Source organism: Solibacillus sp. FSL R7-0682 (assembly GCF_038005985.1).
In the GTDB taxonomy this organism is placed as follows: Bacteria; Bacillota; Bacilli; order Bacillales_A; family Planococcaceae; genus Solibacillus.
In genome coordinates this window covers 2,995,650-3,017,151 of sequence record NZ_JBBOUI010000001.1, presented here as the reverse complement: position 1 = coordinate 3,017,151, position 21,502 = coordinate 2,995,650, and the positions used below count along the sequence as shown (strand labels likewise).

At 36.7% G+C, this 21,502-nt stretch carries 23 protein-coding genes; all 23 read left to right on the top strand.

What is annotated here, in order from left to right; translation table 11 throughout:
- The first annotated feature begins 10 nt into the window (after positions 1–10).
- Positions 11–1,369 carry a signal recognition particle protein gene (gene ffh / locus MKZ17_RS15320; protein ID WP_340724601.1) on the top strand — a complete coding sequence of 453 codons (1,359 nt, stop codon included), beginning with the start codon at positions 11–13 and terminating at the stop codon, positions 1,367–1,369.
- Positions 1,370–1,462: 93 nt separating this feature from the next.
- A complete protein-coding gene (rpsP, locus tag MKZ17_RS15315; protein ID WP_340724600.1) occupies positions 1,463–1,735 on the top strand; it encodes a 30S ribosomal protein S16 in 273 nt (90 codons plus the stop codon).
- A 27-nt stretch (positions 1,736–1,762) separates the two neighbouring features.
- Entirely contained in the window at positions 1,763–1,996 is a 234-nt protein-coding gene (locus tag MKZ17_RS15310) for a KH domain-containing protein (RefSeq protein ID WP_340724599.1), read from the top strand.
- A gap of 66 nt (positions 1,997–2,062) precedes the next feature.
- The gene (gene rimM, locus MKZ17_RS15305; protein WP_340724598.1) at positions 2,063–2,581 is read left to right on the top strand and encodes a ribosome maturation factor RimM; all 519 of its coding nucleotides are present in this window, start codon (positions 2,063–2,065) and stop codon (positions 2,579–2,581) included.
- Positions 2,581–3,309, top strand: a complete 729-nt coding sequence (gene trmD, locus MKZ17_RS15300; protein ID WP_340724597.1) for a tRNA (guanosine(37)-N1)-methyltransferase TrmD — start codon at positions 2,581–2,583, stop codon at positions 3,307–3,309. Before rimM ends, trmD begins: the two co-directional genes overlap by 1 nt.
- Positions 3,310–3,442: 133 nt before the next feature.
- A complete protein-coding gene (rplS, locus tag MKZ17_RS15295; protein WP_340724596.1) occupies positions 3,443–3,787 on the top strand; it encodes a 50S ribosomal protein L19 in 345 nt (114 codons plus the stop codon).
- Positions 3,788–3,975: 188 nt separating this feature from the next.
- Positions 3,976–4,539, top strand: coding sequence for a signal peptidase I (gene lepB / locus MKZ17_RS15290; protein ID WP_340724595.1), 564 nt, complete (start codon positions 3,976–3,978; stop codon positions 4,537–4,539).
- Between the two features lie 148 nt (positions 4,540–4,687).
- On the top strand, positions 4,688–5,635 hold the full coding sequence (gene ylqF / locus MKZ17_RS15285; protein ID WP_340724594.1) for a ribosome biogenesis GTPase YlqF: 948 nt from the start codon (positions 4,688–4,690) through the stop codon (positions 5,633–5,635).
- A 95-nt stretch (positions 5,636–5,730) separates the two neighbouring features.
- A complete protein-coding gene (locus tag MKZ17_RS15280; RefSeq protein ID WP_340724593.1) occupies positions 5,731–6,504 on the top strand; it encodes a ribonuclease HII in 774 nt (257 codons plus the stop codon).
- Positions 6,505–6,508: 4 nt separating this feature from the next.
- Positions 6,509–8,425, top strand: coding sequence for a hypothetical protein (locus MKZ17_RS15275; RefSeq protein WP_340724592.1), 1,917 nt, complete (start codon positions 6,509–6,511; stop codon positions 8,423–8,425).
- Positions 8,422–8,733 carry an EscU/YscU/HrcU family type III secretion system export apparatus switch protein gene (locus tag MKZ17_RS15270; RefSeq protein ID WP_340724591.1) on the top strand — a complete coding sequence of 104 codons (312 nt, stop codon included), beginning with the start codon at positions 8,422–8,424 and terminating at the stop codon, positions 8,731–8,733. Before MKZ17_RS15275 ends, MKZ17_RS15270 begins: the two co-directional genes overlap by 4 nt.
- A 283-nt stretch (positions 8,734–9,016) precedes the next feature.
- Entirely contained in the window at positions 9,017–10,198 is a 1,182-nt protein-coding gene (gene sucC, locus MKZ17_RS15265; protein ID WP_340724590.1) for an ADP-forming succinate--CoA ligase subunit beta, read from the top strand.
- Entirely contained in the window at positions 10,195–11,097 is a 903-nt protein-coding gene (sucD, locus tag MKZ17_RS15260) for a succinate--CoA ligase subunit alpha (RefSeq protein WP_340724589.1), read from the top strand. Before sucC ends, sucD begins: the two co-directional genes overlap by 4 nt.
- Positions 11,098–11,216: 119 nt before the next feature.
- The gene (gene dprA, locus MKZ17_RS15255) at positions 11,217–12,110 is read left to right on the top strand and encodes a DNA-processing protein DprA (protein ID WP_340724588.1); all 894 of its coding nucleotides are present in this window, start codon (positions 11,217–11,219) and stop codon (positions 12,108–12,110) included.
- Positions 12,111–12,236: 126 nt separating this feature from the next.
- Entirely contained in the window at positions 12,237–14,321 is a 2,085-nt protein-coding gene (gene topA / locus MKZ17_RS15250; protein ID WP_340724587.1) for a type I DNA topoisomerase, read from the top strand.
- Between the two features lie 18 nt (positions 14,322–14,339).
- Positions 14,340–15,653 (top strand): FADH(2)-oxidizing methylenetetrahydrofolate--tRNA-(uracil(54)-C(5))-methyltransferase TrmFO, encoded by a 1,314-nt coding sequence (gene trmFO / locus MKZ17_RS15245; protein ID WP_340724586.1) that lies wholly within the window; start codon positions 14,340–14,342, stop codon positions 15,651–15,653.
- A gap of 271 nt (positions 15,654–15,924) precedes the next feature.
- Complete coding sequence (gene xerC / locus MKZ17_RS15240) at positions 15,925–16,824, top strand: tyrosine recombinase XerC (RefSeq protein ID WP_340724585.1); 900 nt, start codon at positions 15,925–15,927, stop codon at positions 16,822–16,824.
- A gap of 18 nt (positions 16,825–16,842) precedes the next feature.
- Positions 16,843–17,385 carry an ATP-dependent protease subunit HslV gene (gene hslV, locus MKZ17_RS15235; protein WP_340724584.1) on the top strand — a complete coding sequence of 181 codons (543 nt, stop codon included), beginning with the start codon at positions 16,843–16,845 and terminating at the stop codon, positions 17,383–17,385.
- Positions 17,385–18,779, top strand: coding sequence for an ATP-dependent protease ATPase subunit HslU (gene hslU, locus MKZ17_RS15230; RefSeq protein WP_340724583.1), 1,395 nt, complete (start codon positions 17,385–17,387; stop codon positions 18,777–18,779). Before hslV ends, hslU begins: the two co-directional genes overlap by 1 nt.
- 82 nt (positions 18,780–18,861) lie before the next feature.
- Positions 18,862–19,641, top strand: a complete 780-nt coding sequence (codY, locus tag MKZ17_RS15225; RefSeq protein WP_340724581.1) for a GTP-sensing pleiotropic transcriptional regulator CodY — start codon at positions 18,862–18,864, stop codon at positions 19,639–19,641.
- A 664-nt stretch (positions 19,642–20,305) separates the two neighbouring features.
- A complete protein-coding gene (flgB, locus tag MKZ17_RS15220; RefSeq protein WP_340724580.1) occupies positions 20,306–20,698 on the top strand; it encodes a flagellar basal body rod protein FlgB in 393 nt (130 codons plus the stop codon).
- A 2-nt stretch (positions 20,699–20,700) separates the two neighbouring features.
- Positions 20,701–21,165 carry a flagellar basal body rod protein FlgC gene (gene flgC, locus MKZ17_RS15215; protein ID WP_340724579.1) on the top strand — a complete coding sequence of 155 codons (465 nt, stop codon included), beginning with the start codon at positions 20,701–20,703 and terminating at the stop codon, positions 21,163–21,165.
- A 6-nt stretch (positions 21,166–21,171) separates the two neighbouring features.
- Positions 21,172–21,483, top strand: coding sequence for a flagellar hook-basal body complex protein FliE (fliE, locus tag MKZ17_RS15210; protein ID WP_340724578.1), 312 nt, complete (start codon positions 21,172–21,174; stop codon positions 21,481–21,483).
- Positions 21,484–21,502 lie beyond the last annotated feature (19 nt).

Below are 21,502 nucleotides of genomic sequence, written 5' to 3'. Positions count from 1 at the left end.
GCGAACAAAGTTGGCTTTTGAAGGTTTAGCGGAGCGACTCCAAGGAACGATCCAAAAGATTAAAGGTAAAGGGAAAGTTACGGAACAAGACGTAAAAGAAATGATGCGTGAAGTCCGATTTGCCTTAATCGAAGCGGACGTAAACTTAAAGGTAGTTAAAGAATTCGTAAAAAAGGTTAGTGAGCGTGCAGTCGGTGTAGACGTCATGAAATCATTAACGCCTGGTCAACAAGTTATTAAAATTGTACAGGAAGAGCTAACAGCATTAATGGGTGGCGAACAAAGCCCAATTAAATTTAGCAACCGTCCACCGACAGTCATTATGATGGTCGGCTTGCAAGGTGCAGGTAAAACGACGACAACAGGAAAGTTAGCCAATGTTTTACGCAAAAAATATAATAAAAAACCGTTACTAGTAGCCGCAGATATTTACCGTCCGGCAGCAGTACAGCAATTACAAACATTAGGGAAACAATTATCATTACCAGTATTCTCACTAGGTACGGATATATCTCCTGTAGAAATTGCACGTCAAGCAATCGAACATGCAAAAGAGGAGCACCATGATGTGGTGTTAATCGATACGGCTGGTCGTCTACATATCGACGAGGAGTTAATGCAAGAATTAAAAGATATTCGTGCATTAAAAGAGCCAGATGAAGTGTTCTTAGTTGTTGATGCAATGACAGGTCAAGATGCAGTAAATGTTGCTCAAAGCTTTAATGAAGCAGTCGGCATTACAGGCGTTGTTCTGACGAAATTAGATGGTGATACACGTGGTGGTGCGGCCCTTTCAATCCGTGCCGTGACAGAAAAGCCTATTAAGTTTGTCGGTATGGGTGAAAAGATGGATGCATTAGAGCCATTCCACCCAGAGCGTATGGCGTCACGTATTTTAGGTATGGGTGATGTATTATCTTTGATCGAAAAAGCGCAAGCAAATGTCGATATGGAAAAGGCAAAAGAGCTTGAAGAAAAGTTCATGACCCAATCATTTACATTTGATGACTTTATTGAACAGCTCCAGGCTGTCAAAAAGATGGGCCCATTAGATGAATTGTTAAAAATGCTACCAGGTGCTAGCAAAATGAAGGGCTTAGACAATGTTAAAGTCGATGAAAAACAGATGGGGCGCATTGAAGCTATTATTTATTCAATGACACCAACTGAAAAGACGAACCCAGAAGTTATCTCTGCAAGTCGTAAAAAACGTATTGCAAACGGATCTGGAACGACGATTCAAGAAGTCAATCGCTTATTAAAGCAGTTTGAAGAAATGAAAAAAATGATGAAGCAAATGACAGGTATGACACAAGGTAAAGGCAAGAAAAAAATGAGAATGCCAGGCTTTGACTCATTATTTAAATAAAAAAATTAGGTGTTAAGAAAAAACACTTTACAAACCACCAAGACATTGCTAATATAATATCTTGTGTGAAACTTATTCGGAGGTGCTATTAAAATGGCAGTTAAAATTCGCTTAAAACGTATGGGAGCTAAAAAATCTCCTTTCTATCGTATCGTAGTTGCAGACGCTCGTTCACCACGTGATGGTCGTCAAATCGAAACAGTTGGTACTTATAACCCACTAACTACACCAGCTACAGTTCAAATCGATGAAGAGAAAGCTCTTAAATGGTTAACTGATGGTGCAAAACCATCTGATACTGTACGTAACCTGTTCTCAGAACAAGGTATCATGGAAAAATTCCATAACGCTAAATATAGCAAATAATTCAGTAAATAATTCGGAGGTGGCTTTATGCAGCAGCTGATTGAAGCAATTGTTAAACCATTAGTCGATTATCCGGAGGACGTTCGTATTGAGACGGACGAATCTTCTAATCGAGTTGTTTATAAGCTTTTTGTTCATCCAGAGGATCGAGGGAAAGTCATAGGCAAACAAGGACGAGTTGCGAAAGCAATTCGTACGATTGTGTACTCAGCAGCTGGCGGTCACCAGAAGAAAAAGACTTACGTCGATATATTGGATTAGAAAAAAAGAGGGGGCCACTAAGCTTTCCCTCTTTTTTTCATATAAAATAACGAGGTGGTAAACAACATGGAATGGTTTAATGTTGGACGTATTGTCAATACGCATGGGATTCGTGGAGAGTTACGAATTTTATCGACAACTGATTTTGAAGAAGAACGCTTTGCAGTAGGTTCAAAATTAGCTGCATTTAAAAAAGATGATAAAAAGCCTACATGGGTAACAATTGCTTCTTCTCGCCGACATAAAAATTTTGTTTTAGTCACGTTTGAAGGTATGGAAAACATCAATTTAGTAGAGCCTTTCAAAGAAGGGATGCTAAAGGTAACGATGGACCAACTAGCTGATGATGAACTAGAAGAAAACGAATATTATTATTTCGAAATTAAAGATTGCGAAGTGTACTCAGAAGAAGGCGAACTCATTGGGGTTATAACAGATATTTTAGAAACAGGTGCAAATGATGTATGGGAAGTAAAGGCTACAGGTGGCAAAAAGCATTACATTCCTTACATTGAGGACATCGTAAAAGAAATTAATGTTGAAGAAAAGAAAATCATTATTCACGTAATGGATGGCTTACTATAATGAAAATCCATGTATTAAGTTTATTTCCAGACATGTTTACAGGAGTATTCGGCTCCTCTATTTTAAAGAAAGCACAAGAAAAACAAGCAGTCGAGCTTACTGTTACAGATATTCGTGAATTTAGTGAAAATAAGCATAAACAAGTAGATGATTACCCATATGGCGGTGGTGCAGGAATGGTATTAAAGCCTGAGCCAATGTTTAACGCTGTAGAGGCCATCACAGAAGGTCGTAAGCCTCGCGTTATTCTCATGTGCCCACAAGGTGAACGCTTCACGCAAAAGAAGGCTGAGGAGCTTGCAGAGGAGCAAGATTTAGTGTTCCTATGTGGTCATTATGAAGGATATGATGAACGTATTCGTCAACATTTGGTGACCGATGAAATTTCCATTGGAGATTTTGTGTTAACGGGTGGCGAGCTTCCTGCAATGACAGTAATTGATGCAGTTGTTCGTTTATTACCGGGTGTACTTGGGCAACAGGATTCACATATACAAGATTCTTTTTCGACAGGCTTATTAGAGCACCCTCATTATACACGTCCAGCTGATTTTAGAGGTCTAAAGGTACCAGATGTTTTGTTATCAGGCAATCATGCTAAGATTGAAGAATGGCGTGAGGAGCAATCATTTAAGCGTACATTAGAGCGTCGCCCAGACCTTTTAGAAGCGCTAGAATTGACTCCAAAGCAATTAAAAATCATCGAAAAAATTAAAGCTGAAATGTAAAGCAAAACTACTTGCAAGCTTAAAAATAATATGATAAGATTCAATTTGTGCTTCTATGTAAAGCACTGAATTACGGTGTTCCGCTGTGGCTAATATTTAGCGTGCAAGAGCATCTGTCTAAGGAGAGAATATAATGTCAAACATTATTACAGAAATCACAAAAGAACAACTACGTTCTGATCTACCTTCATTCCGTCCTGGTGACACTGTTAAGGTACACGTTAAAGTTGTTGAGGGTACTCGTGAGCGTATCCAATTATTCGAAGGTGTAGTTATCAAACGTCGTGGCGGCGGAGTTAGCGAAACTTTCACAGTACGTAAAATTTCTTACGGCGTTGGTGTAGAACGTACTTTCCCAGTACACACTCCAAAAATCGCTAAATTAGAAGTTATTCGTAAAGGTAAAGTACGTCGTGCTAAACTTTACTACTTACGTAACCTACGTGGTAAAGCAGCTCGTATTAAAGAAATTCGATAAGATCTTTTTAGAAGGGGGCTTGTACGTACAAGTCCCTTTCTTTATCGGAGAAAAAATTATAACGCGATCTCATACTAGATCGCGTTATGTTTATAAATGTATAAGATAATAATAAATGTAGATTATATTTTTGCTTGAAGTACATATTTCGTATACAATATAGTGTGATAGGCAAGGGGGATAACTACGTGGAAAAAACTGAAAAAGAAAAAAATGAGCTTTGGGAATGGACAAAAGCGCTACTCATTGCGTTTGCGATTGCAGCATTTATTCGTTACTTTTTATTTACACCGATTGTAGTTGATGGGGATTCGATGATGCCTACCCTTGAAAATGGAGATCGTATGATTGTTAATAAATTCAGTTATAAAATTGGTGAACCAGAGCGTTTTGATATTGTTGTATTCCATGCACCAGAACAAAAAGATTATATTAAGCGTGTCATCGGGGTACCTGGTGACTATGTAGAATATAAGGACGATCAGCTATATATTAATGGTGATCCAATTGAGGAGCCATACTTAGATGCATACAAAGCACAAATTAGTGAAGGAAATCTTACGGGCGATTTTTCGTTAAAGGATATTGATCCATCACTTGATGTTATACCAGAAGGCTATGTATTTGTAATGGGGGATAACCGCCGTTTTAGTAAAGATAGTCGTCATATTGGGATTGTCCCAGTAGAAGAAATAGTAGGAAATACTAGTATTATTTTTTGGCCTTTAAATGAAATTGAAATCGTGAAATAAATAAAGTGAAACGTCAATCTGTGGGGTATTCCTGTGGATTGTTAGCTTTCCTACTGCCCGTAATACGGGATAAACGATGAATGAGGAGGTTATCATAATCTCCTCATTTTTTCTGGTTATTAAACAAATTGATAGGAGGGTTTTTTATATGACAATCCAATGGTTCCCTGGACATATGGCCAAAGCGCGTCGCCAAGTATCAGAAAGCTTAAAATTAGTTGATATAGTATTTGAATTGGTAGACGCTCGCCTACCTATGTCTTCAAGAAATCCAATGATTGATGAAGTAATCCATCAAAAACCGAGATTACTTATATTAAATAAACAAGATATGGCTGATGAGCAGGAAACACGTCGCTGGATTCAATATTTTGATGAGCGTGGCTTCAAAGCGGTTGCTATAAATTCATTAGAAGGTAAAGGACTACAGGCTGTTACGAAAGCTGCACAAGAAATTTTAGCTGATAAATGGGCGCGTATGAAGGCAAAGGGTATGAAGCCTCGCGCCATTCGTGCAATGATTGTTGGAATTCCAAACGTAGGTAAATCGACATTAATTAATCGATTAGCCAAAAAGAATTTAGCGAAAACAGGAAATACACCCGGTGTTACAAAGGCGCAGCAATGGATTAAAGTAGGAAAAGAAATTGAGCTACTTGATACACCAGGAATTTTATGGCCAAAGTTTGAAGATCAACTGGTAGGTTATAAATTAGCATTAACAGGAGCGATTAAAGATACGATTACAAATATGGAGGATTTAGCCGTTTATGGGTTGCGTTTTTTAGCACTCCATTACCCACAACGTATGGAAGAACGCTATAAGCTTACCGCTGTTTCCGAAGATTTAGTGGAAACCTTTGATCATATCGGAAAGCTACGTCGTGTATTCGGTCATGGTGGAGAAATCGATTACGATCAAGTAGCGCTTTTAATCGTACGTGATATTCGTGATCAAAATTTAGGGAAGCTAACCTTTGATTTTGTGGACGAGCAAATTGAAAAAGAACAGCTAGCTGAAGCAATCGAAAAAGAAAACGAAGAACGACGTCAGAAAAATGCTGAAATGCGTCGTCAACGTAAACAAGAACAATAATAGTCAAAACCTTTTTCACGTTCGTGGAGAAGGTTTTTCTTTTATAATATAAAAATAAACCGATATAACAAGTAATGAATGACATGGAGAGAACTATGAAGACAATTAAAGAAATTACAGTAGCTTTAAAAGAGGCACAGCAAGTAGAGCCTTGGATGGTAGAAATTGAACAGGATGAACGAAACGGTGTTATAAAAGCATGGACACAGTTTCAAAAACGCCTTGATAAAATCGAACAACAGCGAGTGAAACATCTTGAAAAACTTGATTTTGATGCATCTTATTTGCCACGTCCTGATGCGTTTATTGCTGGTACAGATGAGGCCGGCCGCGGTCCATTAGCAGGGCCAGTTGTTACGGCGGCGGTCATTTTGCCAAATTATTGTGAAGCCTTATTAGGGGTAAATGATTCGAAGCAATTATCAAAAGAAAAGCGCAACGAATATGCAGATCTTATAAAAGAACATGCATTGTATTATTCGATTCATTTCCAAAGTGCCGATGAAATTGATCGACTTAATATATATGAGGCTACTCGACAATCCATGTTAAAAAGTATTGAAGGGTTAGAAGTGACACCCGATTTTATTTTAGCGGATGCGATGACACTTCACACAAATATTCCGCAAGCATCGATTATTAAAGGAGATGCACAAAGTTTGGCCATTGCAGCCGCATCTATTTTGGCAAAAACGGCTCGAGACCATTATATGGAAGATCTTGATGGTAAGTACCCTGAATATGGATTTGCACAACATTCAGGGTACGGTACGAAACAGCACTTAGAAGCGCTTCAGCAATTTGGTCCAACCATTCACCACAGAAGAACATTTGAACCAATTAAGACTATGATTGAAAAAAGGGAGTGATGAAATGACTTCAACCTCATTTAATCCGATACTGGTAAATACGCAACAAACAACGACTAATAATCAAGTACTTGCGTTACGTCAAGATCAAGTGTTTCATGGCTCAATAAAGCAGCTTTATCCAAATCAAATGGCAGAAGTACAAGTTGGTGGGCAAAAGTTAATGGCGAAATTGGAAGTGCCATTAAAAGTAGGAGATACGCATTTTTTTCAAGTAACAGCTACAAATCCACAAACAGAATTAAAAGTTGTTACAGGTCCTATGTCTCAAACAATGACTAATACACAGCAAATGAATCAATTACTTGAGACGATGAATTTACCAAAGACTCCAGAAATGCAGCAAGTTTTATCACATTTTATGAAGGCGCAACTACCTATTTCTAAGGAGCAGTTATTAACTGCAGAAAGCTGGATGAAAAACTTACCAGAGGGTATACAAAAACAGGATGCTCTGCAAGCATTACAGCGTATGGTTGAACTTAAAATGCCTTTTACAAATACAGTGTTTCAAGCATTGACGCAAGGTGCGAAGACAGATGGTATGTCAGCAAATTTAATGAATTTAGCCCAGCTTCTTGCTACACAAACAGGTGGTAATGAAAGTCTGAAGAACACTATATTGCAACAACTGGACCAATTAGCAAAGCCACTTAATAATGAGACAGGCGGCGTTTTACTTGCAAAGGCGACGCAACTATTAACAAATCCATCTACTCCTTTGGCGACTAAATTACAGCAGTTAGCTTTATTAAAAGAAGCGGGAATTTTACCGCAAAATACGAATTTACAAAACTGGCAAACAGTGAATCAACAACGCGCACAAGCTCCATTAGGGAGTTCAGTTCAACCAAGTTCACTACCTATACAAGCAGGCCAAATGCTTCAGCAAGTCGTGCAAACGACTCCTGCGCAAAGCAATCAGATTATTGAACAAGTACGTGAATGGATTAACAATGATCGTTTATTACATACTTCACAAAAAGAGCAACTGAACCAATTACTGAATCGTTTTGTACAAATTCCACCTTCTAAACAAGCGATACACGTATTTACAAATCAACTACAAGAACAACTAATAAAAGCCTATAGTGAACAAGCATCGTCTCGATTATTTACACAAAATGAGCAAGGAATATCCGCCAAAGATCAACTACTCTCGCTAATTAAGCTAGATAGTAATGTTCAAATAAATGATCACTTGCTAAGAAATCTCGTGAAAGTAGCAACTGATAGCCCACAGCCCCAATTACAGAGCGCACTAACGCAAGCAGAAGCTCAAGTGCAATCATCAGCAGATAGCCGTGCAATGGAGCAAGCAATTAAAACAGTGTTAAAAGGGCTTGGCGTAAGCTATGAAGCTACATTAGCAAGTAAAGCGGGAGATGTGCAGGCAATCGCTCAACAATTAAAACCACAGCTTCTGGCGCTTATTCAAGATATGCAAACACCGACTCCTCTTCGTGATGCGGCAGAGATAGTTATGGGAAGACTTAACGGGATGCAACTTCTATCAAGTGAAAATGGCCATCAGCATCAGTTAATAATGCAAGTGCCATTAGAGTTTTTCGGTAAAAAGATGGATGCGACTCTTCAATGGAATGGTCGAATGAAAGATGATGGGAAAATTGATGCAAATTTTGCGCGCATTTTATTTTATTTGAATATGGAATCGTTGCAACAAACGGTCATTGATATGCAAGTTCAAAATCGAGTTGTCACGCTCAATGTATATAATGATTTACCGAATTTAGAGTTATTGGCTAGTTCTTTAAAAGCTTCATTAAAAAATGGCCTAGCTGATAAGGAATATATTTTATCCGGTGTTTTCATTAAGCCTTTTGGTGAACAAGGAGGAAAAACTGTCACAAAAGATTCAAAGCCGGATGAACAGCAAGGCGGTGTGGATATCCGAGTATGAGCGAGAAAAAATACGTACGGAAAGAGGCAATTGCACTATCCTATGATTCGGCAAAAAGTAATGGTCCGACAATTGTGGCGAAAGGGAAGGGGAAAATTGCCGAAAATATTTTAGAGCAAGCATCTCTTCACGAAGTACCAGTTTACGAGGATCCCAATCTTATTGAGTTATTGGGGCAACTAGATTTAAACACCTCTATACCTGAAGAATTATATCAAGCGGTCGCAGAAGTATTTGCATTTATTTATCATTTAGATGAAAAGCATAAAGTATCATTAGACGAGAAGAACAGTAAACTTTTAAAGTAGTTTACTGTTTTTCTTATTGTTTAATTAGAGACAATAACTAGGTAGAAATCGTATAAGGATGCAGAGAAATACAAGCTTTATGAAGACAACGTTTTGTAACATTATTGCATGGTAAATAGGTATGTGAAATACATCACATAAATGAATTGACGGAAGGAGAATTTTTCGACATAAAATAAAGTAAAACTTGCATGTGTGACAAATATAGACATTATCAGAATTATTGTTTAAAATAGATTATGTTAGTAGAATAATTTCCAAATGTCCGATGGGAGGATGTATCATGAATATCCATGAGTATCAAGGGAAAGAAATATTAAGAAAATATGGTGTAGCTGTTCCAAAGGGGAGTGTAGCATTTTCACCAGATGAAGCAGTAAAGGTAGCAAAGGAATTAGGTACGAATGTTACAGTAGTTAAAGCACAAATTCATGCAGGTGGTCGCGGTAAAGCTGGCGGCGTTAAAATTGCGAAAAATCTAGATGAAGTACGTTCTTATGCAAAAGAATTATTAGGTAAAATTTTAGTAACTCATCAAACAGGTCCTGAAGGGAAAGAAGTTAAACGACTTTATATAGAAGAAGGTTCTGATATAAAAAAAGAGTATTACTTAAGTTTAGTACTTGACCGTGCGACTTCACGTGTAACGATGATGGGATCTGAAGAAGGCGGCATGGATATTGAAGAAGTTGCTGAATCAAATCCTGAAAAAATCTTCAAAGAAGTAATCGACCCTGTGACAGGCTTAATGCCTTTCCAAGCACGTCGCATGGCATTCAATATGAATATTCCTTCAAATTTAGTAAACAAAGCAGTTGCTTTAATGCTAGGAATATATAAAGCATTTATCGATAAAGATGCATCAACAGTAGAAATTAATCCACTTGTTGTAACAGGCGATGACAAAGTAGTGGCATTAGATGCGAAATTTAACTTTGATTCTAATGCATTATATCGTCAAAAAGATATTGTAGAATTACGTGATTTTGATGAAGAGGATCCAAAAGAAATCGAAGCATCTAAATATGATTTAAGTTATATTTCTTTAGATGGAAATATTGGCTGTATGGTTAATGGTGCTGGTCTTGCTATGGCAACAATGGATACGATTAGTTATTATGGCGGAACACCTGCTAACTTCCTAGATGTAGGGGGCGGTGCAACGGCAGAAAAAGTAACAGAAGCATTTAAAATTATTTTATCCGACAAAAATGTAAAAGGAATTTTTGTTAATATTTTCGGTGGTATTATGAAGTGTGACATCATTGCTAAAGGGGTTATTACTGCGGCAAAAGAGGTTGGCTTAGCTGTACCATTAGTTGTTCGTTTAGAAGGAACAAACGTAGAATTAGGTAAAAAATTATTAAATGAATCAGGTTTAAACATCGTAGCAGCCGATTCAATGGCGGATGGCGCACAAAAAATCGTGAAATTAGTTGAAGCTGAAGGCGGGGTTATGGCATGAGCGTGTTCATTAACAAAGATACAAAAGTAATTGTACAAGGTATTACTGGGGAAACAGCCCTATTCCATACAAAGCAAATGCTAGAATATGGGACAAAAATTGTTGCTGGTGTAACACCAGGTAAAGGTGGCCTTGAAATCGAAGGTGTACCAGTATTCAATACAGTAGCTGAAGCAGTTGATGCAACGGGAGCTAATGTGTCTGTCATTTATGTTCCAGCGCCATTTGCAGCTGACGCTATTATTGAAGCAGTTGATGCAGAGCTTGATATGGCAATCTGTATAACAGAGCATATCCCTGTACTAGATATGGTAAAAGTAAAGCGTTATATGGAAGGCAAAAAGACACGATTAGTAGGACCAAACTGTCCAGGTGTTATTACAGCTGATGAATGTAAGATTGGTATTATGCCAGGATATATTCATACGAAAGGTCACGTAGGTGTCGTATCTCGTTCAGGAACATTGACGTATGAAGCAGTACATCAATTATCACAATCAGGTATCGGTCAAACGACAGCGGTGGGTATTGGTGGTGACCCAGTAAACGGTACAAACTTTATCGACTGTTTAAAAGCATTCAATGAAGATCCAGAAACATATGCAGTTGTAATGATTGGTGAAATTGGTGGTACAGCGGAAGAAGAAGCCGCAGAGTGGATCCAAGCAAATATGACTAAGCCAGTTGTTGGGTTTATCGGTGGGCAAACAGCACCTCCAGGGAAGCGTATGGGACATGCAGGCGCAATTATTTCAGGTGGTAAAGGTACAGCTGCTGAAAAAATTAAAGCAATGAATGCTGCAGGAATTGAAGTAGCTCCAACACCTTCAGTAATTGGTGAAACACTAATTAAAGTAATTAAAGAAAAAGGGCTATACGAAGCTTGTAAAACGCATTAAAATGAAGGATGTAGCGACGCCATGCGCTACATCTTTTTTTCACTCACTTTATTTCAATTCAAAAATACATTAAAAAGCGGTCATTATTATTTCTTCTATTTAAATAAAGGAGTGTTTTAATGACAAATTCTTTTTATCAAAAATTACTTATATTCCATTATATTTTCCCCCAATCGTGGCATAAAATCCAACAAATACTTATACAAATTGGCGATTTTGATGAACTGTTAAATTATTCAAATGAGACGGTAGCAAAGTCCCTTAACATAAATATTGAAAGGGCAACACTAATAAAAACGCATTATAAACAAATGCGACATACTTCTATGGAATCGTACTATCGTCAATATTGTATCAAAGCAATCCCATATGGGAGTGAAATGTACCCGAGCGCATTAATGACGTTATATGATCCTCCAGCGGTGCTTTATGTTAAGGGAGATAGTAGCTTATTAATGGCGAATAATAAAATGGCTGTTATAGGTTCCCGAGCTGCAACTGTTTATAGTGAACAAGTATTGAAGTTTTTACTACCACCATTAATAAATGAACAATTTGTCATAGTTAGCGGTTTAGCAAAAGGTGCAGATCGAATTGCCCATGAGTCAACAATTCAATTAGGAGGAAAAACAATTGGTGTACTAGGACACGGTTTTTTTCACATTTATCCGAAAGAAAATGAAGTGCTCGCTAAAAAGATGGCACAAGATCATTTGCTTTTAACAGAATACCCTCCTTATGTTGGTATTCAAAAATGGCATTTTCCTGCGCGTAATCGTATTATTAGTGGCCTAAGTCAAGGATTACTTGTAACGGAAGCAGCGTTGAAAAGTGGTACGCTCATCACAACAGAACTAGCTCTTGAGCAAGGGAAAGATGTATTTGTCGTACCAGGAAATATTTTTTCTAAGCAATCGTTCGGGACAAATAAATTAATAAAAGAAGGAGCAATTTTAGTATGGAATGGACATCAAATTCTTGAGGAAATGCAAATGTTTTCAAGTTTTCGTTGAAAAAAAGTTGCAATATCCGCCAATCTGTTATACATTTTGCAACAGGAAAAGCTTTGAAAAAACATTGACAAATTCTAAATAAAAGAATTTGATAAAATAACAATACCTCTCTAAGGAGGAAAACAGATGGCAGATTATTTAGTAATAGTAGAATCACCTGCAAAGGCGAAAACAATTGAGCGCTATTTAGGAAAAAAATACAAAGTAAAGGCATCAATTGGACATGTACGTGATTTACCGCGTAGTCAAACGGGCATCGATACCGAAAATAATTATGAACCAAAGTATATTACGATTCGCGGGAAAGGTCCCGTTTTACAAGAATTAAAAACAGCAGCGAAAAAGGCAAAAAAAATATATCTTGCATCCGACCCCGACCGTGAAGGGGAAGCGATTGCTTGGCACTTGGCTACAGCATTAAATATCGATATTCATTCGGATTGTCGTGTCGTATTCAATGAAATTACAAAAGAGGCAATTTTAGAGAGCTTTAAGCATCCACGCCCAATCGATATGGATTTAGTAGATGCGCAACAAGCACGACGAATTTTAGACCGTTTAGTGGGCTATAATATTAGTCCGATTTTATGGAAAAAAGTAAAAAAAGGATTGTCAGCTGGTCGTGTTCAATCTGTTTCACTTCGTTTAATTATTGATCGTGAAAACGAGATTAAAAACTTCGAGCCCGAAGAATACTGGTCAATTGATGCATCTTTTGAAAAAGGGAAAAAACAATTTGATGCATTTTACTATGGGAATGGTAAAGAAAAAGTAAAATTAACGAATGAAGACCAAGTAAAGGTTATTTTAAATAATGTTAAGGGAACTGATTTCAATGTAGTAAATGTTGTGAAAAAAGAACGTAAGCGAAATGCAGCACCAGCTTTTACAACGTCATCACTACAACAAGAAGCAGCTCGTAAGTTAAATTTCCGCGCGAAAAAGACGATGATGCTTGCTCAACAGCTTTACGAGGGGATTGAGTTAAGCAAAAAAGAAGGTGCAGTCGGGTTAATTACGTATATGCGTACCGATTCAACACGTATTTCAGAAACAGCAAAAACGGAAGCAATTTCATATATTGAGAGCAAGTATGGGAAAGAATTTGTTGCTCAAGAAATTAAACAGGTTAAAGCGAAGGGGAATTCACAAGATGCCCACGAAGCAATTCGTCCAACAAGTGCAATGCGCACACCTGATGAATTAAAAGCTGTATTAAGTCGTGACCAATTACGTCTATACCGTTTAATTTGGGAGCGCTTTATCGCAAGTCAAATGGCACATGCTGTATTAGATACGGTAACGGTAGACTTACAAAATAATGATGTATTATTCCGCGCGAACGGTTCACAAGTGAAATTTGCTGGATTTATGAAACTTTATATCGAAGGAACAGATGATCAAACAGAAGAAACGAATAAACTGTTGCCGGAAATGGAAGTTGGCGATAAAGTAAAATCTCTTGAAATTGAACCAAAGCAACATTTTACACAGCCACCACCTCGCTATTCGGAAGCACGTTTAGTGAAAACGTTAGAAGAGCTAGGTATAGGGCGTCCATCAACATACGCACCAACACTTGATACGATTCAAAAGCGCGGCTACGTTCAGCTTGATGCAAAACGTTTCGTTCCAACTGAGCTAGGTGAAATTGTTCATCAAGCGACGTTCGAGTTTTTCCCAGAAATTATTAACATTGAGTTTACAGCGCAAATGGAGCAAAACTTAGATGCTATTGAAGAAGGAATAACTCGTTGGGTAAAAGTAATTGATGATTTTTATAAAGACTTTGAGCCACGTGTAAAACATGCGGATGAAGTAATGGAAAAAATTGAAATTAAGGATGAGCCTGCGGGAGAAGACTGTGAAAAATGCGGTGCACCAATGGTATTTAAATTAGGGCGCTATGGAAAGTTTATGGCTTGTTCGAACTTCCCAGATTGCCGTAATACGAAGGCAATTATGAAATTAATTGATGTCAAATGTCCAACTTGTAAAGAAGGGGAAATCGTAGAGCGCAAGTCAAAAACAAAGCGTGTTTTCTACGGCTGTAACCGCTATCCAGAATGCGACTTCGTATCATGGGATAAGCCGATTAGTAGACCTTGTCCGAAATGTAGTGCATTATTAGTAGAGAAGAAATTGAAAAAAGGTGTTCAAATTCAGTGTACAAACAGTGATTGTGACTACGAAGAAACACCATCACAATAAGATAATGAGGTAACAACAATGACACAACAAATAGTAAACGTAATTGGTGCAGGACTTGCAGGTTCTGAAGCGGCGTGGCAAATTGCAAAGCGCGGTATTAAGGTACGCCTTTATGAAATGCGACCAGTAAAGCAAACACCCGCACACCATACAGATAAATTTGCTGAGCTCGTATGCTCTAACTCATTACGTGCTAATGGTTTAACAAATGCAGTAGGCGTAATTAAAGAAGAAATGCGTATGCTTGATTCAGTTATCATGGCTGCAGCGGATAATTGCTCAGTACCAGCTGGTGGAGCTTTAGCGGTAGATCGTCATGAATTTGCTGGATATGTAACAGAGAAAGTGAAAAACCATTCTTTAATCGAAGTGATTAATGAAGAGGTTACGGAAATTCCTGAAGGGATTACTGTAATTGCAACAGGTCCATTAACTTCTGAAAGCTTAGCAAAGAAAATTCAAGGCTTAACAGGTGAAGAATACTTATACTTCTATGATGCAGCAGCACCAATTATCGAAAAAGATTCGATTGATATGGAGAAAGTATATTTGAAATCTCGCTATGATAAAGGGGAAGCAGCATACTTAAACTGCCCAATGTCAAAAGAAGAATTTGATGCATTCCGTGAAGCACTAATTACAGCAGAATGTGCCCCTTTAAAAGAGTTCGAAAAAGAGAAGTATTTCGAAGGCTGTATGCCAATTGAAGTAATGGCGGCTCGTGGTGAAAAAACAATGACTTTCGGTCCTATGAAGCCTGTTGGTTTAGAAGATCCTAAAACAGGTAAACGTCCATACGCAGTAGTACAATTACGTCAAGATGATGCAGCAGGAACTTTATATAATCTGGTAGGATTCCAAACGCATTTAAAATGGCCAGAACAAAAGCGCGTATTTTCAATGATTCCAGGTTTAGAGAACTTAGACATCGTACGTTATGGGGTTATGCACCGTAATACATTTATAAATTCACCAAAAGTGTTGAATAAAACATACCAATTACGTTCAAACCCAAATTTATTCTTTGCTGGTCAAATGACGGGTGTTGAAGGTTATGTAGAATCAGCGGGTAGTGGCTTAATCGCAGGTATTAATGCAGCCCGATTAGCATTAGGGGAGCCAATGTTACACTTCCCAGCAGAAACAGCTTTAGGCTCAATGGCGCGTTACATTACAGAAGCAGATTCGAAAAACTTCCAACCAATGAATGTAAACTTTGGTATTTTCCCGGAGTTAGGCGAACGAATTAAATCGAAGCCAGAACGTGCAGAACGTCATGCAAATCGAGCATTGGAAACTATTCAGAATTTTATTAATACACAGACGATTTAATTGCGAAAAGCCCTTAAAGACTGCTATACTTTAAGGGCTTTTAATTGTTTTTGTATCCATAATTTTGAATTATTACTATGAAATATTAAAAAAGTAGGATGATTTATTTGGCTGAATAAAAAAGTAGAAGAAATATTAATAATTAAAGCGTTTTTTGCTTGAAATATATTCATTATAAGTATAGTGTCAATATGTATGTTTTTTTAATGTGATTATTAGTTATCACACATTTCAAACTCACTTATGTATTTATTCATCGGAGGTATGTTGGATGGATCTTCAATCAAAAGAAGCATTAGATCAATTTATTCGCTATGTTCAATTGGAAAAGAATTTTTCATTACATACTGTACGTGAATATCAAACGGATCTGATGGATTTTTATAAGTTTTTAGAAACAGAAAATGTACAGAATATTACAGAAGTTGATTATATTCATGCACGATTATACGTAACCAAACTTTATGATGAACAAAAAGCTAGAACTTCAATTTCGAGGAAAATTTCATCTATCCGTTCTTTTTTTCGATTTCTAAATAGGGAACAGAATATTGATGATGCTCCGTTTCGTTCACTTTATCACCCTAAAAAGGAAGAACGATTACCGAGCTTTTTTTATGAAGAAGAGCTCAATCAGCTTTTTGAAAAAAATAAAGGCAACAAACCGATGCAAGTACGTAATATAGCATTATTAGAATTACTTTATGCTACTGGAATTCGAGTAAGTGAATGTGTAGCTGTTGAACTTGAAGATATTGACTTTCATTACGGCATTATCCGAGTAATGGGTAAGGGACGTAAAGAAAGAATTATTCCTTTTGGTCAATATGCACACGAAGCACTCATTCATTATATTGAACAGGTTCGTCCTCAGTTAATGAAAAATAGTAATCACCAAAAAGTGTTCGTAAATATGCGTGGAGGCGAACTTACTGCTCGAGGCGTACGTTATATATTAAGTGAGATGATTGAAAATGCAAGTATGCATACGAAAATTTATCCACATATGTTACGACACACATTTGCTACTCATTTATTAAATAATGGGGCAGATATGAGAACAGTTCAGGAATTACTTGGACATGCGAATTTATCTTCTACTCAAATTTATACTCATGTAACGAAAGAGGCTTTAAGGAAGACATATATGAATAGTCATCCGAGAGCTTAACTTAAGGAGGAAATACGAATGGGTCAAATTCATGCAACGACGATATTTGCGATTCATCATAAAGGTGAATGTGCGATGGCTGGTGACGGTCAAGTAACTCTTGGAAATGCAGTAGTAATGAAGCATACAGCGAAAAAGGTCAGACGTCTGTTTAATGGTAACGTTTTAGCGGGTTTTGCTGGTTCAGTTGCAGATGCATTTACACTATTTGAAATGTTTGAAGCGAAATTAAATGAATATAATGGGAACTTACAAAGAGCAGCTGTTGAAGTGGCAAAACAATGGCGTGGGGATAAGATGTTGCGTCAATTAGAGGCAATGCTACTTGTTATGGACAAAACGACGTTACTGCTCGTATCAGGTACAGGGGAAGTTATTGAACCAGATGATGGAATTTTAGCAATTGGTTCAGGTGGTAATTATGCATTATCAGCTGGTCGAGCTTTAAAGAAACATGCTGGGGAACACTTATCGGCAAAAGAGATTGCAGAAGCAGCTCTTACTACAGCTGCGGATATCTGTGTGTTTACAAACCATAATATTATCTTGGAGGTATTATAATGACAACAAATAATTTAACGCCAAGACAAATTACGGAACACTTAAATCGTCATATTGTTGGTCAAGAAACAGCAAAGCGCGCAGTTGCTATTGCATTACGCAATCGTTACCGTCGTTCGTTGTTAAGTGAGGAATTAAAGAATGAAGTTATTCCGAAAAATATTTTAATGATTGGTCCAACAGGTGTCGGAAAAACAGAAATCGCACGTAGAATCGCTAAATTAGTAAATGCACCATTCATAAAAGTAGAAGCAACGAAGTTTACGGAAGTTGGTTATGTAGGTCGTGATGTAGAATCGATGGTACGTGATTTAGTAGAAACTTCCCGCCGTCTAGTAAAAGATGAAATGGTCGAATCAGTTCAAGAACAAGCACAAAAAAATGCGAATGAATTACTTGTAAAATTACTTGTACCATCTAAAGTGAAAGATAAGATGACGCAAAATCCTTTTGAAATGCTATTTAATCAAAAATCAAATTCTGGCGACGAAGCAACTCAACAAGAAGATACAGAAATTCGTTCGCGTCGTGCACAGATTGCGCAAGATTTAAAGGCAGGTAAACTTGAAGAGCAATGGGTAACTATTGAAGTTACTGAAGCGGCACCATCTTTATTTGATGCGATGCCTGGCATGAATATTGACATGGGTGCCGGTGGGATGCAAGATATGATTTCTAATCTTTTGCCAAAAAAAACGAAGAAGCGTAAAGTACAGGTGAAAGATGCACGTCGCTTATTAACGCAAGAAGAAGCAAATAAATTAATTGATGCTGATGCCCTTTCGAGTAAAGCAATTGAACGTGCTGAACAGTCTGGAATTATCTTTATCGATGAGATTGATAAAATTGCGAGTAAGGGCTCATCTTCTGCAGAAGTGTCAAGAGAAGGCGTTCAACGAGATATCTTGCCAATAGTAGAAGGATCTACTGTAACGACTAAATATGGCACAGTAAAAACAGATTATATGCTGTTTATCGCAGCTGGTGCTTTCCATATTTCGAAGCCAAGTGATTTAATCCCAGAACTTCAAGGCAGATTCCCTATTCGTGTCGAATTAGAAAAGCTAACAAAAGAAGATTTTGTACGAATTTTAAAAGAACCAGATCAATCATTAATTTTGCAGTATAAAGCATTGTTACAAACAGAAGGTGTAACAATTGAATTTACGGATGAAGCAATCGAAAGATTAGCTGAAATTGCTACAGAAGTAAATCAAGAATCCGATAATATTGGTGCGAGACGTTTGCATACCATTTTAGAACGCCTTTTAGAGGACCTATCTTATGAAGCGTCAGAAATTGCACCAGCTCACATCGAAATTACATCGAAATATGTCGATCAAAAATTGACGAATATAGTAAAAAACAAGGATTTATCACAATTTATCCTTTAAACTAAGTTGAAATAGTATCTTTAAATTGTAAAAACCTTTAGAATATTAAGTGAATTAATCAGTCCTGTAGGAGGAAATCGGAATGAATTTATTAGCAAAAACACGAAAAATTAACGCAATGCTTCAAGCATCTGCTGGAAAGCCAGTAAACTTTAAAGAGATGGCGAATACATTAGGTGATATTATTGAAAGTAATGTATTTATTGTAAGCCGCAAAGGAAAGTTACTAGGAATTTCAATTCACCAACAAATCGAAAATGATCGCGTGAAGAAAATGTTTGAAGAGCGTCAATTCCCAGAAGCATATACACAAAACTTATTCAATATTACAGAGACTTCTTCAAACTTAGATATTAATAATGAACATACTGCATTCCCAGTTGAAAACAAAGATTTATTTGCAACTGGTTTAACTACAATTGTTCCGATTATCGGTGGTGGGGAGCGTTTAGGTACATTAATGCTTGCGCGCATTAGCGATCAATTTGAAGATGATGACTTAATTTTAGCTGAGTATGGCGCAACTGTAGTAGGTATGGAAATTTTACGTGAAAAGTCTGAAGAAATTGAAGAGGAAGCACGTTCAAAAGCAGTTGTACAAATGGCGATTAACTCATTATCGTATTCAGAGCTTGAGGCAATTGAGCACATTTTTGAAGAATTAGATGGTAACGAAGGGTTATTAGTAGCTTCAAAAATTGCAGACCGTGTTGGTATTACACGCTCAGTGATCGTGAACGCATTACGTAAATTAGAATCAGCGGGTGTAATCGAGTCACGTTCATTAGGTATGAAGGGAACTTATATTAAAGTATTAAACGATAAGTTTTTAACAGCATTAGCAGAAATTAAAATGAAATAAGAAATGATTGAAATGCGGTAAGACGAATTTTCGTTTTACCGCATTTTTTTATATACACTTCTAGTTATTAGGATGAAAGAAACAAGTTCATTCTAATGATCAATATAACCTTAAAATAGTAATTTTACATATTAATGTATAATGTTAGAGTATAAAAACCTATATATAAATTAAGAGTAGAATCTTTTTAACTATAGCTTTACATAAAAATTTTAAACCGGAAAAAAGGAATTTATCATTTTTACTTATAATAATGAAAAATATTATAGTATTAGGCACATGTTACAAATTTATGAATAGTGAGTAAAAACTAACTAAATGAACAGGTTTTAAGCTATTATGATGTGTAGGATTTTCGAAAAATAGCGAAAAATAGCGGGAAATAGCGAAATAAAGGGACATAACGCAGGAATGTTATTGGTTCTTTTTTATTAAAAAAACATTCTATTTTTGGTAAGTAAAAAAGCTATTGGCTTATATTTTTGTTATTTTAAGTCATTAAAAATTGGAATTAGAAAATCCTGAAATATTTTATCGAAAAAATAGTTCCTAAAGCCTATCGAAAAGTGCCAAAAGACAATAGACACAAGGATTCATTATAATTACAATTATGGTATTAGGTTGTCGTATGAAGAAATTGACAAAAATAAATGAGGTGAACTAATTGAATCTTTTTGGTGGCACGATAAGTAGCTTAGAAAATGGACTTTCATATGCTACATTAAAAAATAAGACGATAACGCAAAATATCGCGAACGTGGATACACCTAATTACAAAACGAAAGAAGTAAGCTTTAAAGATGTCTTTAATGATGCTAAAAGGGCTACTATTTCGGCAACACGTACGGACGTAAGGCATTATGATTTTAGTATTGAGATTGGTAGCAATGGTGTATATTCAAATGATAATTTTCGCTCACGTCCAAACGGTAATGCTGTGAACATGGACGCAGAACAAGCGAAGTTAGCAGAAAATACAATTTACTATAATGCGTTAATTGAAAGAATAAGTGGGAAGTTTAATACATTAAATACAGTCATTAAAGGAGGGAAATAATAGTGTCGATCTTCCATAGTATGAATACAACGGCATCAGCATTGACTGCCCAACGATTACGAATGGATGTTATTTCATCTAATATTGCCAATGTAGATACAACTCGTGCGAAGCAAGTTGATGGACAATGGGAACCATATCGTAAAAAGTCGATTACTTTAAAAGAAGAGCAAGGTCAATTCTCTAGCTTTTTGAATATGGCGATGGGGAAAACCGTAAAGGCTGGAGTTGGGAATGGAGTAAGAGTTACTTCTATTAAAGAAGATACTGAAACGCCATTTAAACTAGTTTATGATCCTACACATCCAGATGCGAATGAGGATGGCTATGTGCAAACATCGAATGTGGACTTATTAAGAGAAATGGTCGATTTAATATCTGCTTCAAGATCATATGAAGCAAATATTACAGCCTTTAATGCAAATAAAAGCATGTTAACGAAGGCATTAGAAATTGGGAAAGGATGATAATTAATGGCGATTAATCCAGTATCATTTATGTCTCCTACGCAATCTGTGAATGAGTTAAATACATTAAGTAATCGAGTTACATCAGCGGATGCCCAGCAACAATTTGCAGATGCTTTAAAAAATGCGATTGCTAGTGTAAATGAGCAACAAAGTACATCAGATATGATGACACAAAAATTAATAAGTGGTGGAGATGTTGATCTATATGAAGTAATGGTTGCATCACAAAAGGCAAGTATTACTTTAAACACAACAATTGAGATTCGTAATAAAGCTGTGGAAGCTTACCAAGAAATTATGCGTATGAGTGTATAATTATTTCATTTGACGAATA

What these genes read in the sequence shown, in the direction of transcription:
- trmFO (WP_340724586.1), top strand. Translation starts at nt 14,340, where the DNA reads ATGACACAACAAATAGTAAACGTAATTGGTGCAGGACTTGCAGGTTCT.
- MKZ17_RS15270 (WP_340724591.1), top strand. Translation starts at nt 8,422, where the DNA reads ATGAGCGAGAAAAAATACGTACGGAAAGAGGCAATTGCACTATCCTAT.
- topA (WP_340724587.1), top strand. Translation starts at nt 12,237, where the DNA reads ATGGCAGATTATTTAGTAATAGTAGAATCACCTGCAAAGGCGAAAACA.
- xerC (WP_340724585.1), top strand. Translation starts at nt 15,925, where the DNA reads ATGGATCTTCAATCAAAAGAAGCATTAGATCAATTTATTCGCTATGTT.
- rimM (WP_340724598.1), top strand. Translation starts at nt 2,063, where the DNA reads ATGGAATGGTTTAATGTTGGACGTATTGTCAATACGCATGGGATTCGT.
- hslV (WP_340724584.1), top strand. Translation starts at nt 16,843, where the DNA reads ATGGGTCAAATTCATGCAACGACGATATTTGCGATTCATCATAAAGGT.
- rplS (WP_340724596.1), top strand. Translation starts at nt 3,443, where the DNA reads ATGTCAAACATTATTACAGAAATCACAAAAGAACAACTACGTTCTGAT.
- MKZ17_RS15275 (WP_340724592.1), top strand. Translation starts at nt 6,509, where the DNA reads ATGACTTCAACCTCATTTAATCCGATACTGGTAAATACGCAACAAACA.
- fliE (WP_340724578.1), top strand. Translation starts at nt 21,172, where the DNA reads ATGGCGATTAATCCAGTATCATTTATGTCTCCTACGCAATCTGTGAAT.
- rpsP (WP_340724600.1), top strand. Translation starts at nt 1,463, where the DNA reads ATGGCAGTTAAAATTCGCTTAAAACGTATGGGAGCTAAAAAATCTCCT.
- codY (WP_340724581.1), top strand. Translation starts at nt 18,862, where the DNA reads ATGAATTTATTAGCAAAAACACGAAAAATTAACGCAATGCTTCAAGCA.
- ylqF (WP_340724594.1), top strand. Translation starts at nt 4,688, where the DNA reads ATGACAATCCAATGGTTCCCTGGACATATGGCCAAAGCGCGTCGCCAA.
- MKZ17_RS15310 (WP_340724599.1), top strand. Translation starts at nt 1,763, where the DNA reads ATGCAGCAGCTGATTGAAGCAATTGTTAAACCATTAGTCGATTATCCG.
- trmD (WP_340724597.1), top strand. Translation starts at nt 2,581, where the DNA reads ATGAAAATCCATGTATTAAGTTTATTTCCAGACATGTTTACAGGAGTA.
- dprA (WP_340724588.1), top strand. Translation starts at nt 11,217, where the DNA reads ATGACAAATTCTTTTTATCAAAAATTACTTATATTCCATTATATTTTC.
- hslU (WP_340724583.1), top strand. Translation starts at nt 17,385, where the DNA reads ATGACAACAAATAATTTAACGCCAAGACAAATTACGGAACACTTAAAT.
- MKZ17_RS15280 (WP_340724593.1), top strand. Translation starts at nt 5,731, where the DNA reads ATGAAGACAATTAAAGAAATTACAGTAGCTTTAAAAGAGGCACAGCAA.
- sucC (WP_340724590.1), top strand. Translation starts at nt 9,017, where the DNA reads ATGAATATCCATGAGTATCAAGGGAAAGAAATATTAAGAAAATATGGT.
- sucD (WP_340724589.1), top strand. Translation starts at nt 10,195, where the DNA reads ATGAGCGTGTTCATTAACAAAGATACAAAAGTAATTGTACAAGGTATT.